General features: G+C 36.1%; 14 protein-coding genes. 12 read left to right on the top strand and 2 right to left on the bottom strand.

The window, feature by feature from the left end:
- Positions 1 to 7: 7 nt before the first annotated feature.
- The 9 genes from D464_RS0102185 to D464_RS0102140 all read left to right on the top strand — a co-directional run bounded on the left by D464_RS0102185 (position 8) and on the right by D464_RS0102140 (position 9,644).
- Complete coding sequence (locus tag D464_RS0102185) at positions 8 to 1,195, top strand: glycosyltransferase (protein ID WP_018909945.1); 1,188 nt, start codon at positions 8 to 10, stop codon at positions 1,193 to 1,195.
- A gap of 11 nt (positions 1,196 to 1,206) precedes the next feature.
- Positions 1,207 to 2,094 (top strand): glycosyltransferase family 2 protein, encoded by an 888-nt coding sequence (locus D464_RS0102180; protein WP_018909944.1) that lies wholly within the window; start codon positions 1,207 to 1,209, stop codon positions 2,092 to 2,094.
- A 2-nt stretch (positions 2,095 to 2,096) separates the two neighbouring features.
- The gene (locus D464_RS0102175; RefSeq protein ID WP_024985702.1) at positions 2,097 to 3,155 is read left to right on the top strand and encodes a glycosyltransferase; all 1,059 of its coding nucleotides are present in this window, start codon (positions 2,097 to 2,099) and stop codon (positions 3,153 to 3,155) included.
- Positions 3,156 to 3,344: 189 nt separating this feature from the next.
- Complete coding sequence (locus tag D464_RS0102170) at positions 3,345 to 4,454, top strand: glycosyltransferase (RefSeq protein WP_018909942.1); 1,110 nt, start codon at positions 3,345 to 3,347, stop codon at positions 4,452 to 4,454.
- On the top strand, positions 4,447 to 5,418 hold the full coding sequence (locus tag D464_RS0102165; RefSeq protein ID WP_018909941.1) for an acyltransferase family protein: 972 nt from the start codon (positions 4,447 to 4,449) through the stop codon (positions 5,416 to 5,418). Before D464_RS0102170 ends, D464_RS0102165 begins: the two co-directional genes overlap by 8 nt.
- 427 nt (positions 5,419 to 5,845) lie before the next feature.
- Positions 5,846 to 6,955 (top strand): glycosyltransferase family 4 protein, encoded by a 1,110-nt coding sequence (locus D464_RS0102155; RefSeq protein ID WP_018909939.1) that lies wholly within the window; start codon positions 5,846 to 5,848, stop codon positions 6,953 to 6,955.
- Positions 6,945 to 7,586 carry a GNAT family N-acetyltransferase gene (locus D464_RS0102150; RefSeq protein ID WP_018909938.1) on the top strand — a complete coding sequence of 214 codons (642 nt, stop codon included), beginning with the start codon at positions 6,945 to 6,947 and terminating at the stop codon, positions 7,584 to 7,586. Before D464_RS0102155 ends, D464_RS0102150 begins: the two co-directional genes overlap by 11 nt.
- Positions 7,587 to 7,638: 52 nt before the next feature.
- Positions 7,639 to 8,274, top strand: a complete 636-nt coding sequence (locus D464_RS0102145) for a sugar transferase (RefSeq protein WP_018909937.1) — start codon at positions 7,639 to 7,641, stop codon at positions 8,272 to 8,274.
- An 8-nt stretch (positions 8,275 to 8,282) separates the two neighbouring features.
- On the top strand, positions 8,283 to 9,644 hold the full coding sequence (locus D464_RS0102140) for an aminotransferase class I/II-fold pyridoxal phosphate-dependent enzyme (RefSeq protein WP_018909936.1): 1,362 nt from the start codon (positions 8,283 to 8,285) through the stop codon (positions 9,642 to 9,644).
- A 453-nt stretch (positions 9,645 to 10,097) separates the two neighbouring features.
- On the opposite strand, the gene D464_RS0102135 is transcribed toward D464_RS0102140, so the two are convergent.
- Positions 10,098 to 10,715 (bottom strand): tetratricopeptide repeat protein, encoded by a 618-nt coding sequence (locus D464_RS0102135; protein WP_238309038.1) that lies wholly within the window; start codon positions 10,713 to 10,715, stop codon positions 10,098 to 10,100.
- Between the two features lie 5 nt (positions 10,716 to 10,720).
- The gene (locus D464_RS0102130; RefSeq protein ID WP_018909934.1) at positions 10,721 to 11,047 is read right to left on the bottom strand and encodes a 2-amino-4-hydroxy-6-hydroxymethyldihydropteridine diphosphokinase; all 327 of its coding nucleotides are present in this window, start codon (positions 11,045 to 11,047) and stop codon (positions 10,721 to 10,723) included.
- Between the two features lie 115 nt (positions 11,048 to 11,162).
- On the opposite strand from D464_RS0102130, the gene D464_RS0102125 reads away from it, so the two are divergent.
- The 3 genes from D464_RS0102125 to D464_RS0102115 all read left to right on the top strand — a co-directional run bounded on the left by D464_RS0102125 (position 11,163) and on the right by D464_RS0102115 (position 14,565).
- Complete coding sequence (locus D464_RS0102125; RefSeq protein ID WP_024985703.1) at positions 11,163 to 12,116, top strand: glucosaminidase domain-containing protein; 954 nt, start codon at positions 11,163 to 11,165, stop codon at positions 12,114 to 12,116.
- A gap of 683 nt (positions 12,117 to 12,799) precedes the next feature.
- Positions 12,800 to 13,000: a hypothetical protein gene (locus D464_RS0102120; protein ID WP_004383351.1), complete on the top strand. Its 201-nt coding sequence runs from the start codon at positions 12,800 to 12,802 to the stop codon at positions 12,998 to 13,000.
- Positions 13,001 to 13,023: 23 nt separating this feature from the next.
- Entirely contained in the window at positions 13,024 to 14,565 is a 1,542-nt protein-coding gene (locus D464_RS0102115) for a RapZ C-terminal domain-containing protein (RefSeq protein ID WP_018909932.1), read from the top strand.
- Positions 14,566 to 14,634: the final 69 nt, after the last annotated feature.

Raw genomic sequence — 14,634 nt, 5'->3', positions numbered from 1 at the left:
TAATTCTATGCGTAAGAAAATTTTATTCATAATTGGAATATTAGATACGGGGGGGGTCTCAAAGAGCATGTTAAGCATATTGAATGTTATTGATAAGAAGAAGTATGAGGTATCGCTCTTTATGATGAACACATCAGGAACTTTTAGTGATCAAATTCCTACAGGAGTAAGGAATCTCTCTGATAGCAGACTTACAGCATTAACATCTGGCTTTAGTGGGGTTAAAGATTTAATTAGTTTTCGAAACGGAATTGGTTTTCATCCCTTGTTAGCAATTTTATCGTTAATTAGATTTGTTTTATCGTTTATTGATAAATCCTTAGCAGGAATTTTTCTTGCTCGCATATCTCCAAAGATTACTGAAGAAAGCTTTGATCTAATAGTTGATTATAATGGTCAACAGGATTTATATTATATGGTTGATAAATTAAAAGGGAAACAGAAAATAACATTCTTCCATAGTGATTACCGTAAATGGAGATACTATGAGAAAGCTGACAGAAAGTACTTTGGAAAGGTTGATGGAATATATACTATATCAGAAGAATGTGTGTCTGCATTGAAAGAGGTCTTTCCTGAGTATACTGATAAGTTTCATCTTATGGAGAATATAACAAGTCCTTCCCTTATTAATAAGTTAGCAGATAAACATATAGAACCTACTTCAATGAAGCAACATCATGATTTTATAATAGCTTCTTTGGGATATGTAAGTGTTGGGAAAGGAAGTGAACTCGCAGTACAGGTGGCAAAGGAGCTAAAAGAATCAGGAATTAGTTTTGAATGGTGGTTTATAGGCGGTGTTACGAATGACTGGGATTATCAAGGGTTCATAAAGAAAAATGGATTGGAAGATAATGTAAAATTCTTAGGAGTGAAAGCTAATCCTTACCCATATTTAAAACGTGCAGACCTTTATGTTCATTTATCAAAGTTTGAGGGTAAGTCTATTGCACTCGATGAAGTCAAAGTTCTCTGTAAACCTGTTGTGGTTACGAACTTTTCTACCGTTCATGATCAATTCAAGGATAGGGTTAACGCAAGTATATGTGAAATGACGGTTGAGGATGCAACTGACAAGGTTACTGAGTTGATACATAATACGAACTTACGACAATCGTATATAGATTATCTCAAACAACATATAATTGATAATAGTAATGAAATAGAAAAAATATACTCTTTACTATCATAAATAATACGTATATGCCATTTATATCTATTCTAACTCCAACATATAATAGAGGAAAACTACTTTTACCTCTTTATGACAGCTTGAAAAATCTCACGTTTAAAGATTTCGAATGGTTAATAGTTGATGATGGTTCTGAAGATGATACGGAGCAATATGCATTATCATGGATAGCACATAACACTGAGAATGCAGATTTCTCTATTCGTTATATAAAAAAATGTAATGGAGGAAAGCATACAGCAATCAATAGAGGTGTACGAGAAGCAAGTGGCAAGTTAATTTTAATACTCGATAGTGATGATACTTTACCATCAGACTCCTTGGCAACAATTGCTCAGTATTATGAGCAGTGTAAAGGTTATAAGGATTGTGCTGGAGTATGTGGATTGATGGCGCACCATGATGGGCAATTAATCGGTTCAGGTTTTCCTAAAGAACCTATGTATGAAAGTGCATTGCAGTTTCGCTATGCAGAGAATGGTAATGTTACTGGTGATTTATTAGAGGTTTATAAAACCTCTGTTATGAGAGAGTTTCCTTTCCCAGAGATTGCTAATGAAAAGTTCTGCCCAGAATCTTTGGTGTGGAATAGGATAGCTAAAAAGTATAAGCTGTTTTGTTTTAATAAAGTAATTTATTACAGAGATTATTTGGAAGGTGGACTTACAAGTAAAATTGTAAGAATAAGGATGAAAAGCCCTATTGCTTCTACAATGACTTATGCAGAGATGTTAGATTATGATATTTCTTTGAAGTGGAAGATTCGATCAGCTATCAACTATTGGCGATTTAAATATTGTATTACGAATAAATCCTTAAACGTACCTAAAGTAAAATGGTATTGGAAGGTGTTCCAGATAATCGGCTTATTGATGCATCTGAAAGATAATAAATGGTAGGTATGAAACAGATTATCATAGATCCACGGTTGAAGTATAATTACGCCTCTTGGTACTTGTTAGGAGTTAAAAGGCTTTTAAAGGGATGGAAGATAGTTTATGATGTAAGTCCCTTCAAAGGTATTAAGTATGAGAATACTGCTGATTATAATAGTGGATTTGCTTTTATTATTAGAAGTAAAGGTCAAGAAAAGAAGGTTTTTGTTGATACCGAAGATGTAGCCAAGATTTTTAAAGACAGATATGAGTGGTGTAATCTCTATGGAATGGTAAACCCAACTACGGAACAGATTACGGAGTATGATAAGTTGATAGCGATTGGACCAGAGTTTGGTGTAACACTCGGTAGCCGTTTCGCAACTATTATTCGTTGTCTAAGACTATTTCTCAACGGGCGTAAGAACTCAAGTATTTCCTTCAAAGGCTATCTCCGTGATTATCTTTATACGAATATTCGTCGTCGCCCTATAGAGGCTTATGAGCGTGAAACGGAAGTTCTTCACAATTATATCTTCCATGCCTCTACATTATGGTATAATAAGTTTGCAGCAATGGATACCAATATGTATCGCGGCGAGTTTTTGAAAGCTTGTAAGAAAGCTGGAATTAATATAGAAGGCGGATTATTTTATGTAAATAGTGACTCTGTGCTACAAGAAATGCCTGATTATCCAAAATATAAGGAGGAATATAAAGACTTTATTTATGAAAGTCGACTCTCCATGGATGATTATATTAGAAAGACAAAAGAGAGTGTTGTTGTTTTCAACACACCAAGTGTATGCGAATGTCATGGATGGAAACTTGCAGAATATCTTTGCATGGGGAAAGCAATTATCTCCACACCTTTAACACGAGAGATGCCTGCCCCTTTGGAACATGGTAAGCATGTACATTTTGTAAATTCAGTAGATGAGATATATGATGCTGTGGTAAAGATTAATTCTGATGAAGATTACCGTAAGCAGTTAGAAGAAGGAGCAAGAAAATATTATGATCAGTGGATTGCTCCAGAGGTTGTTATTCAAAGGTTATTAGAAAAAGTTGGTGAGCAGGCTTGAAATAGAATCGCTATTTCAATATTGCTGTCATTCTTGTCATTCGAAAAGAGAGTATAATCTGTTAAATATCATTTGTTTATGATTAAATGTTAAAAGTGACAGCAAATGATTTTTAAGTTTCTTGTTTTATTCTTATTTAGAATACGAGTTAAACAGATTTGTACATTGTAGATTAAAAGAAACAGAATAATGAGAATATTACAAGTCATAACATCTTTGGATATGGGTGGGGCTGAAACGTTGGTAGTTAATTTGATACCAAGGTTACAAGCTTTGGGGAATACGGTGGATTTATGTATCTTTAATGGTACAGAAACACCATTAAGTCAGAAACTGAAGAGAGAAAGTCCACAGACAAAAATATATGCATTAGGGCATGGAGTTTATAATCCACTCTATATATTAAAGCTGGCAAAAATAATGAAGAATTATGATATTGTTCATACTCATAATTCATCACCACAGCTATTTGTCTCAATTGCTAACTTATTTTGTTCTCAAAAGCTTGTTTCTACAGAACATACGACTTCTAATCGTAAACGTGAATGGAAATGGTATGCGCCAATTGAAAGCTGGATGTATGGGCAGTATAATCATGTGATTTGTATCAGTCAGATTGCAGAGGAGAAGTTGCGAGAGTATATGGGAGGTGCTTGGTTAGATAAGGTTACTCCAAAATATAAGCAAATCTCAACGATTAATAATGGTGTAGATGTTAAGGCTATCAGTGATGCTACTCCTAATAATGACTTGTTGGCATTGAAAGGACGAAGGAAGACCGTTTTAATGGTTGCTGGATTCCGAGATGCGAAAGATCAGGATACTGTTGTAAAAGCTTTAGCGTTACTAAACAGTAATGATTTTGAGGTTTGGTTTGCAGGTGTTGGTGTACGGCAAGATATTGTTAGGCAGTTAGCTGACTCACTTGGCGTTAGTGAAAGGGTGAGATTCTTAGGCTTACGTACTGATATTCCGAATGTGCTGAGAGCAGCAGATGTTATTGTGATGTCTTCTCATTGGGAAGGATTGAGCCTTAGCAATGTAGAGGGAATGAGTGCACATAAGCCTTTTATTGCATCTGATGTAAATGGTTTGAAAGAGGTTACTAAGGGATATGGTATACTTTCCCCACATGAGGATGCAAAAGCATTGGCTGAAGAAATCAACCGATTGGCAAGTGATGAAGCTTATTATAACGAGATTGCAGAACGCTGTTATAATAGAGCCTTAGAGTTTGATATTTCAAAAACGGTCAATGGATATAATAAGGTTTATAATGATGTAATTTCTAATGGGTAAAGATAGAATAGCATATTTAGATTTTGTAAAGTTCGTAGCAATACTTCTTGTATGTGTTGGGCATTGTTATGTAATGACACCAAACTTAGATAGCATTGTTCGACCAATTATCTATTCTTTTCACATGCCTTTGTTTATGTTGGTGTGTGGTTATTTTTCTAGTCGCAGTTTAGATATTCCTATGAAAACGCTCATTATGAAAAAGGGAAAACAGTTATTAATTCCTGTTGTATGCTGTACGATTATAACTATTATCTTATTTGGAGGAGTATTTCGTGAGGAGATAATTGGTTGTGTCTGGTTTTTAAAAACTCTCTTTGTATGCTATTTTATTGCAAGGCTTGCTAAATATATTAAAATACCAATAGAGATAATGTTTCCACTTTCGTGGGTGATACTTTTAATTATTCCTTTTGGTGGAACATTGATGATTAATTTTCTCTATTTCTTTTTTTGTGTTGGCTATTTAATCCATAAATATCAAGATTATATTCAAACTTATAGAGTTCCCCTATTTGGTATTTCGCTTGTTTTTTTCATCGTTGCAGTTTGTCAGAACTGGACAAATCCTTCAGAAAAAGTTGATATAAATTTACTTATGTTTAGTCCTTTCAAGTTTCTTGTACAAGTTTTTTTAGGATTTTCTGGTTCAATAGTTATTATAGGCATCTGTGAGTTTATATATAAGTTGTTCGAAAAGCAAAAGAGGGCAGAGATGGTGCTTTCATATTTTTGTACTATTGGAAGATATACTTTGGGAATATATATTATACAAACTTTTATAATAGAGCGGTCAATAACTGCACTTGTAAAGTTTAATGAGGTTGTCATTTCACCAGCTTTTACAGATTTTATTTTTATCCCATTGATTGGTAGTGCCTTATGCCTTGTTTGCTATTATGTTGTTCGTTTAACACAACCAATTAAAATAATAAATATTCTTTTTTATGGGGGTCAGAAATAACGAAGTATAAGTTCTTATTTTGGGGGGCTAAATCTTATAATATATGGATGAGAAAGTTATCGATTTATAGAGCCGTTGTTTCAATATCTTCTTGGTTTCCTGAATATGCTATAGTTATATTTTAGAAGGGTAATTTGAGATTTGAATGTTAATCTATGATAAGGGAGAATAAATTATTTAAGCTTATAGATTGCTGTTATTGTGAACCTCTGATGAAGTTTAGGATAATGAAGAAGAAAGTGTTCTCTTTATATATGACAGGTGAAAGCTATCCATATATTTTATGGTAGATGGCAGAAATTATTATTTAATCAGTGGTGCACAAAATGTCTATAGCTTATGGCATGAAGGAATGTGGAAGAGTGCATTTCCTGAGTATGCTGCAAGAATTGGAAATGTGAATTTTGAACGTGTTGAGTTCTAAAGCATGAAGAAGTTAATTCGCGTTACAACTGCAGATATATCCTTAAATAGTTTGCTGAAAGGGCAATTGCAGTTTTTGAACCAATATTTTGAGGTTGTTGGTGTCGCAAAAGATACAGGTGTACTGAAGGAGGTTAAGGAGAGAGAGAGAATCCGTGTTGTGGATGCTCCGTTAGAACGTCCTATTAGTTTAGTAAAAGATATAAAGGGTTTGTGGTTCTTGTATCGTCTGTTCTGTAAAGAGAAACCATGGTGTGTACATGCTAATACCCCTAAGGGAAGTCTGTTGGCAATGATAGCCGCGTGGTTTGCATGTGTGCCACATAGAGTTTATACAGTTACTGGTCTGCGTTATCAAGGAGCTCATGGTTTTTTGAGAACGATTCTTAAGACGATGGAGCGTCTTTCATGCCTTTTTGCTACGAATGTTATTCCTGAAGGACAAGGGGTTTTACATGTCTTGCAAGAGGATAGTATTACAAAGAAACCGTTACGAGTGATTTGGAATGGAAATATTAATGGCATCGATACTAAGTTCTTTCAGCCTGTAGAGGATACTGTTGAGAAGTCAGATACTTTTACTTTCGTCTTCATAGGAAGAATAGTAAAAGATAAGGGTATGCATGAACTCACGGAATGTATGAGACAGTTGAACTGTCGGTTAATATTGGTTGGTACATTTGAGGAGGAGGATACCGTCTCTACTTCTGATAAAAAGTTTTTGACAACTTCTGAGAAGGTAAAGTTTGTTGGCTGGCAAAGTGATGTACGTCCTTTCTTGGCTCAGGCTGATGCACTTGTCTTCCCAAGTTATCGTGAAGGATTTCCTAATGTGCCAATGCAGGCAGGTGCTATGGGATTGCCTTGTATTGTTACAAATATCAATGGTTGTAATGAAATCATTAAAGATGGGCTGAATGGCAAAATTATTGTAGCTCCTCTCAAAGAGGGGTCTGAGGTTATGCAGCAGGCTTTGCTCAATACCATGAAATGGTTTATTGAGCATCCAGAAGAGGCTAAGCGTATGGGACGTAATGCTCGTCCAATGATACAGGAAAGGTATGAACAGAAGGATATTTGGAAGGCTTTAAAAGAGTTTTACGATGCTTTATAAAATAGCACATATCTTACGTGACAAGCTACCTTGGATTTGGGATATCATAGGTATCATCAATTCTTTCCTTTTTGGACTAAGGTATGGTGGTAAAATGAAGAATATTCAGAATATTCTTTCTCATTTTACTAAGGTAACAGAAGAAGAGGGTAATGTGCTTTCCTATAAGATAGAGGTTCTTGATAAGGGTAATCTTTCTTTGTTGGCAAAGATGTTTGTAGAACAGCCTGCATCAGTATTCCACTTCTTTAAGCCTCATGGTTTTGACGAACAGTCATTGAAAAAGTTGGTAAAGGATAAAAGCTTTCTGGCTTATATAGTTGTTGCAGAAGAAACTAATCTGCAAAAAATATGTGTTGGATATTTCTTCCAACGTAGCTTCTTTTGGGGTAAATCCTTTCGAGGATATATGACAGATTATCGTTGGCAACGTCGTGGAGTCAATAAGATGATGAATCTATGTGCAACCGATATTTCTTCTCTGTTAGGTTTTCGGGTGTTTGGAACAATCGCACCTGATAATATTGCTTCTATGAAATCTGCTCAGACTGCTAATGATATTCAGATTGTAAAAACTCTATCTAATGGAGATTACTATGTAGAGTATAGACCTAAAAGGGTTGAACAATAAGATTGTTTTTTTGAGATAAGGAAAAATCATTCTTAAATATTGTTGTATAATTATGTTTTTTAAATGGTTGTTTGATAAACTTGCATCTTTGTTTGGATTGCTATTCCTTAGTCCTGTATTGTTGGTTGTAGCGATTCTAATCAAGGTGAAGATGCCTGGTTCTATTTTGTTTTGTCAGAAGCGAGTAGGGCAATATGGTAAACTGTTTACTGTATATAAGTTCAGATCAATGACTGTTAAGGCAGAGGCTTCTGTGGCAAGTAGGGATTCAGAAGCAACTTCTATTGCTTCAACCGAACAGTGCCGTATTACACCACTTGGTGAGAAACTCAGGCGTTATAAGTTAGATGAGTTGCCTGAACTTTGGAATGTCCTTAAAGGTGACATGAGCTTTGTTGGCCCACGCCCAGATGTTCCTGGTTATGCGGATCAATTGCAAGGTGAAGAAAGAGATATTTTGAAGTTAAAGCCTGGAATAACAGGACCAGCCAGTTTGAAGTATAGAAATGAGGAAGAACTCTTAGCTTCTGTTGAGAACCCTGCTCAGTATAATGATGAGGTTATCTTTCCAGACAAGGTTAAGTTAAATCTCTATTATCTAAAGCACTATTCATTTATAAAAGATATTCAAATGATTGTCTGTACGGTTCTTGGTAAGAAGATGGACTATGCAGGTGAAAAAATATAGTTAGTAAAATGGAAAGAAATCGTGTTTTACTTTGTCTCGCTCACATGAGTGGTAACGAGATGAAATACATCCAAGAGGCGTTTGATACAAATTGGGTGGTGCCATTGGGACCAAATGTCAATGGTTTTGAAGATGATCTGAAGAGATTTGTTACCTCTGTGGTTAATTCTAAAGAGAAAGAATCGTCTTTTATAGATGAAGGTTATCCACAATCAATTCTTCCACATGAGGATAATCCCGATAACTTATGGAAAGATTCATTACCAAACTTAGAAGATAAGCGTGTTGTTGCATTGTGTTCCGGAACTGCAGCTGTTCATCTTTCTTTGATAGCATTAGGTGTTAAGGCTGGCGATGAGGTCATTTGCCAATCATTTACTTTCTGTGCAAGTTCACATCCTGTTACTTATCTGGGTGCAACTCCTGTTTTTGTTGATTCAGAGAAGGAAACATGGAATATGGATCCATTATTATTGGAAGAAGCTATTAAAGATAGAATCTCGAAGAATGGTAAAAAACCAAAGGCAATCATTGTTGTTTACCTTTATGGAATGCCTGCTAAAATTAAAGAGATACTTGCTGTTGCTGATAAGTATAATATTCCTGTCGTTGAAGATGCAGCCGAAGGTTTAGGTTCACGCTATAACGGACAAGTTTGTGGAACGTTTGGCGAGTATGGTGTGTTGTCTTTTAATGGTAATAAGATGATAACAACCTCTGGTGGCGGTGCTCTTATTTGTCCAAATGAGGCAGCTTGCACAGAAGTAATGTTCTATGCTACGCAAGCTCGTGAAGGATATCCTTATTATCAGCATGAGAAGATTGGTTATAACTATCGTTTGAGCAATGTCTGTGCTGGTATTGGTCGTGGTCAGATGACAGTACTTGATGAGCACATAGCCCACCATCGTCATATAGCCCATTTATATGAAGAAGCCTTTAGCAAGATTGACGGTATAGCCTTCCATGCCAATCCTTCTCCTATGTTCGATTCTAATTATTGGTTGAATACAATGACAATTGATCCTTCTGTGAAAGTGAAGGGTCAGGAGAATGCTTATCAATCGACAGTCAAAGGTGCTGTAGGCGGTGCTGCTGGTGTCATTCACTCTGTTGCAGAAGCACATACCGATTGTGAGCCGAATGCAAATATTGAAGCTATGCGCATTTATCTTGATAAGGCAAATATAGAGAGTCGCCCTTTGTGGAAGCCAATGCATAAGCAACCTTGTTATCAAAACTGTCCGGCTTATATAACTGGGGTGAGTGAGAGTCTTTTCAAGATAGGAATGTGTTTGCCTAGTGGTCCATTAGTGACAGATGATGATGTAAACTATATTGTAGAAACTATAAAGAGTGCAATAGAATAACTAGATGCTTCTCTTCAAAGTAATTTAAGGGCTGACACCGTAGATCATAGTCTTCGTTGCCAGCCCTTGTTGTGTTTTTAATCATAAATACCAGATTATATCAATATCTATTAGTCCTAACTAAGTTAAACCCAAATAACCCTGTGAATAATTGAATTGTAATACTTTATAATTCCTATTATGTGCAAGTTTGTTTGTAGGTTGCTTAGAGTAGATTCTTATTTCTTTATTGATACGTTTAAATATCGAACGCAACAAAAGTACGAAAAAAAAATTAATAGACGAAGAAATTATAGAAAAAGTAATAATTGTTTTGGTGTTTTTTCGGTACATTTTTTTATGGTTTAATCAAACATTTATATATTGTAAATACTTGATTCTTAATAAGTATCACGTTTCTGTTTGTTGTCGATATATTGACGGTAAATGTAGATAGAATTACAAAAGTTTTACCTAATTGTTATTGTTTGTCAGGGAATCCTTGGGTAAACTCTGTACATAATTGTTCCAGCATGCTTTTGCCATTCTTTTTGTTTGAGCAATCCTTACTTTTACGATTTCTTCTTCTTTATAAGGATTATATGCTTCTTCCGCTTTCATATAATTGTCATAAGCCAATTTCCATTGTTGTAAGAACATGTGGCACATCGCTATGCGATAATATGCGTCCGGTTTCTCTCTTTTATAACAAAGCGTGACAGTCTTCTCATAATATGGTATTGCCTTTTCGTATTGTTTCATATTAAAATGGCTTTCTCCTGCTGTATAATAATACACCGAACGTTCATGAGGAGCAAAGGTGTCAAGCTTTGGAATGGCATTATCTAGGTATTTTGCAGCCATTTCATAATCCCATTCACTAAAATAGCACAATCCAATATATGCTTTAAACCGAGGATTTAGCTGATAAGTCTTATCTAATCTCTGAAAAATGAGCAATGCTTCATGATATTTTTGTGAAGTGAAATAATCTAAAGCCTTACCTAAATCCTCTGAATCTTTACTTTTTTGTGCCGATAAGGATAGGACAGACATACAAAGCATGCCACAAGTTATTATGATTTTGTCCATAAATCTCATAGCCAAATAACCTCCCTTATAGTTTTATTGCCGTATTTAATTAAGTCAAGGTCTATTAGCACCAGCCCCTTTTTATGATTCTCGTGTGAATCTCCAAATTCTGTTTCAATTTGTTTGAGATAATGTTCTATTACATTTTGGGGATAAAATGTCTCAAAAGTACCGATACAATTTAAGAATTTATCAGAAACAATTCCGATAGCATCAGTCCATTTCGGTTCAGAGAATAGGATATTTCCGAAGATTTCCCTTAGTCGTTTTTGAGCTTTACTAATATTCTCTTCTTGATTCTGGTTTGATCCCAATGTAATAATAACTTTCATAGAACGCAAAGTTAATGATTAGTTTTGTAATGTTTGAGAGAATTTAAGATAATTCATTTTGGATTGTATCAAAATTCGTGTATTTTTGCATTCATATAATCCAAAAGAACTTCTTATGAAACGATATATCCTTCTTTTAATCACCCTTTTTAGCTTTTTATCCACGATGGTAGGTGCCCCTATTAAGTGGAATCAAGTCTATCAAAACTATATTAATCAATACAAAGATGTGGCTATTGAGGGGATGTTGAAGTATGGTATTCCTGCCAGTATCACACTTGCCCAAGGCTTGTTAGAGAGCAGTGCTGGGCGTAGCGACCTTGTCATTCAGGGCAATAACCACTTTGGAATTAAGTGTCACGGTTGGACTGGTCGCACAATTTATCATGACGATGATGCACGCGGAGAATGTTTCCGTGCCTATAAGAATGCTTTGGAAAGCTATGAAGACCATTGCAAATTCCTTCGCGAGCGCCCTCGTTATCGTAGTTTGTTCGATTTAGATCGGACAGATTATCGTAGTTGGGCGTATGGTTTGAAGCGTGCTGGCTATGCGACGAACCCTTCTTATGCGCAAATGCTCATTAACATTATTGAACTTTATAAGCTATATGAGTTCGATAAGGCAAAGCATTACGATCGATTCATGGTGAAACACAGCGGAGAAGAACCACCAGTCCTCACACCAGATAATGGACTTCCTGCTTACACTCCTATAGCGGGACCACACCCGATACATAAATATAATGAAAACTACTATATCATTGTAAGACAGGGAGATACCTTTAAGTCGTTAAGTAAGGAGTTAGACATCAGCGCACATAAGCTAGCTAGATATAATGAGCGTAATAAGAAGGATAAACTCATTCCTGGTGAGTATATTTGGTTAAAGAAGAAGCGTAAAAAGGCACCAAAGAATTTTAAGAATCGCCCTTATTATGTGCGAAAGTCAGAGAGCATGTATGATATTGCACAGAAGTATGGTATCCGTTTGAAGAGTCTTATTAAGAAAAACAAAGCGATTGCTGAGCGTGGACTCCGTATCGGAGATGAAGTTCAGTTATACTAATACACAAATTTCGTAGAGCGAAATACCCTCGCCCGTCCTTAAGAAATTATCAAAAGGATAGGCGAGGGCATTTGTTTTTATCTATCGAATCATCAGAATTATCATCTCACTTTTGTAATAGAATATTGCTAATTTCGATACTTATATTTGCGTTATTTTCATCCGAGCTTAGGTTCGTGTCCAAATACGCGAGTTTTACGGCTATTTTGTTCTGATTTGTAATATCTTGATTAATAGATAGTTGCGATTAATCATGCAACTTTAGTGCGATAAAGTATATACTTTCTGCCCCTAATAATGGTACTTTTCGCTCAAAATGATAGTTTTTTTCACCTAAAATGATAGTACTTTTTATCCAAAACGATAGTACTTTTTTTCAAAAAGGTATATACCTTTTGCCTAAAACCTATATACATTCCTAAAAGAAGCTATTTTTGATTCTATTTTATGCTATAATTAAAAAAATAAATGTAAATAATATTTTGTGTTTAACGGGATATAATGATGATATAAAACGGGTATTATTCCTTCTTATTTCATCCTTTATTCAACGTAAAATGTAATGGGATTGATTGTGAATAAATAGGAATTTTCGAGAGGGCGATAGGGAAAAGGGAGGTGATAAAGACTAAAAACTTCAGATATTCCGGTACTATCTCTAATCTTTTGATTAACTTTGTGGCATGAAAAGGTTAGTCAATTGGAAAGAATTTATAGTGCTCTTCATTGTGATCGGAGGCTTGTATTATATAACAAAGTCACTGTGGATAACGAGCGGCATACTTGTTATTTTGTTATTAATTGATGGTCTCTTGCGGCAATATGACAATAAAAAGAAAGGGGAGAAGCAGGCGGAGGAGATAAGAAAGAAGCTGGAAGAATAGTTTCCGCTAACGAATTGAAGGGCATGAAAGAATTATTAGAACTATACAAGACTTGGAGAGGTGCAGAACCAGCGAATGTTGAGAAACTTACTGGTGCTGGTAGTAATCGTGAGTACTATCGATTGATGGATGAAGAGGGGACGACCGTTATCGGTGTGATTGGTACGAGTCGTGACGAGAACCATGCTTTCGTTTATCTGGCGAAACATTTTGAGAAACGCCAGTTGCCCGTGCCACATGTATTGGCAGTTGCGACTGATGAAACCTGCTATCTCCAGTCTGATTTGGGTTCAATCTCTCTCTTTGATGCTATACGAGGTGGTCGTGAAGCGGGTGGACGATATAATCTTGCAGAACAGGAATTGCTTCGAAGGACTATTCGGGAGTTGCCTAATATACAGCTTCGTGGTGCGCGCGGATTAGATTTCTGTCAGTGTTATCCGCAAGCGGAGTTTGATCAAGAGAGCGTTCTTTTCGATTTGAATTACTTTAAATACTGCTTTCTCAAAGCGACAGAACTTGATTTTCATGAGTTGAAACTTGAGGCGAACTTCCGAATGTTTGCTAAAGATCTAACATTTGAGAAGATGGATTCGTTCCTTTATCGTGACTTTCAGGCTCGGAATGTCATGTTAGATACTGATGGTAATCCTTATTTTATAGACTTCCAAGGTGGGCGTAAGGGTCCATTTTATTACGATTTAGCTTCATTCTTGTGGCAAGCAAGTGCGAAGTATTCCTTTAAGTTGCGTCGTGAACTTGTGTTTGAATACTATCAAAGTTTGAAGAATTATACCGAAGTACCCTCAAAACGTCACTTTGTCAATCGCCTTTCTCTCTTCGTATTGTTTCGAACGTTGCAGGTGCTTGGAGCTTATGGATTCCGTGGTTACTTTGAACGTAAGAAGCATTTTATTGATTCTATTCCTCCAGCAATACAGAATCTGCGTGACATATTGGCATTAGGCGAAGAGGTTTTCCCTTATCCTTATATGCTTGATATGCTGAAACGACTCACGCAATTACCACAATTTGCGCACATTGAGAAGTCGGCGGCTAATAGAACTGATGGATTTAAAACGGCAGAGAAGGATGTCTATAAGGCGAATCCGTTGGATGGTCCCGCTACATTCTCTAAATATGATGGGAAAGGACCATTGGTAGTTCGCGTGTTTAGTTTCTCCTTTAAGAAAGGTATTCCTGAGGATACAACTGGTAATGGGGGCGGTTATGTGTTCGATTGTCGGAGCACGCATAATCCGGGTCGGTATGAACCTTATAAGAAGATCACAGGTTTGGATGAACCCGTTATTCGTTTCTTAGAGGATGATGGTGAGATACTTGAGTTCTTGAAACCCGTTTATCAGTTGGCTGATCATCATGTAGAACGTTATATGCAACGTGGTTTTACGGATTTAATGTTCAGTTTTGGCTGTACAGGTGGGCAGCATCGTTCCGTCTATAGTGCGCAACATCTTGCCGAACATCTCAATAAGAAATATGGAATTGAGGTGTGGATAACGCATAAAGAACAGGGTATTGAGCAGGTGTTGGCGGCTAAGTAAAAGTCTAATCTTCTCCTCTCTGCCAGAGAGGGGGAGTGATTACCAGTGATGTTGGCTATTTTAGCATAT

It is taken from the genome of Prevotella veroralis DSM 19559 = JCM 6290 (assembly GCF_000377625.1).
GTDB classification, from domain to species: domain Bacteria; phylum Bacteroidota; class Bacteroidia; order Bacteroidales; family Bacteroidaceae; genus Prevotella; species Prevotella veroralis.
Note: the sequence above shows the minus strand (reverse complement) of the source record. Positions and strands in the feature narration are given on the sequence as shown.

Coding starts and splice junctions, on each gene's coding strand:
- D464_RS0102115 (WP_018909932.1), top strand. CDS start 13,024: ATGAAAGAATTATTAGAACTATACAAGACTTGGAGAGGTGCAGAACCA.
- D464_RS0102165 (WP_018909941.1), top strand. CDS start 4,447: ATGGGTAAAGATAGAATAGCATATTTAGATTTTGTAAAGTTCGTAGCA.
- D464_RS0102170 (WP_018909942.1), top strand. CDS start 3,345: ATGAGAATATTACAAGTCATAACATCTTTGGATATGGGTGGGGCTGAA.
- D464_RS0102135 (WP_238309038.1), bottom strand. CDS start 10,715: ATGGACAAAATCATAATAACTTGTGGCATGCTTTGTATGTCTGTCCTA.
- D464_RS0102175 (WP_024985702.1), top strand. CDS start 2,097: ATGAAACAGATTATCATAGATCCACGGTTGAAGTATAATTACGCCTCT.
- D464_RS0102145 (WP_018909937.1), top strand. CDS start 7,639: ATGTTTTTTAAATGGTTGTTTGATAAACTTGCATCTTTGTTTGGATTG.
- D464_RS0102125 (WP_024985703.1), top strand. CDS start 11,163: ATGAAACGATATATCCTTCTTTTAATCACCCTTTTTAGCTTTTTATCC.
- D464_RS0102120 (WP_004383351.1), top strand. CDS start 12,800: ATGAAAAGGTTAGTCAATTGGAAAGAATTTATAGTGCTCTTCATTGTG.
- D464_RS0102140 (WP_018909936.1), top strand. CDS start 8,283: ATGGAAAGAAATCGTGTTTTACTTTGTCTCGCTCACATGAGTGGTAAC.
- D464_RS0102180 (WP_018909944.1), top strand. CDS start 1,207: ATGCCATTTATATCTATTCTAACTCCAACATATAATAGAGGAAAACTA.
- D464_RS0102155 (WP_018909939.1), top strand. CDS start 5,846: ATGAAGAAGTTAATTCGCGTTACAACTGCAGATATATCCTTAAATAGT.
- D464_RS0102150 (WP_018909938.1), top strand. CDS start 6,945: ATGCTTTATAAAATAGCACATATCTTACGTGACAAGCTACCTTGGATT.
- D464_RS0102130 (WP_018909934.1), bottom strand. CDS start 11,047: ATGAAAGTTATTATTACATTGGGATCAAACCAGAATCAAGAAGAGAAT.
- D464_RS0102185 (WP_018909945.1), top strand. CDS start 8: ATGCGTAAGAAAATTTTATTCATAATTGGAATATTAGATACGGGGGGG.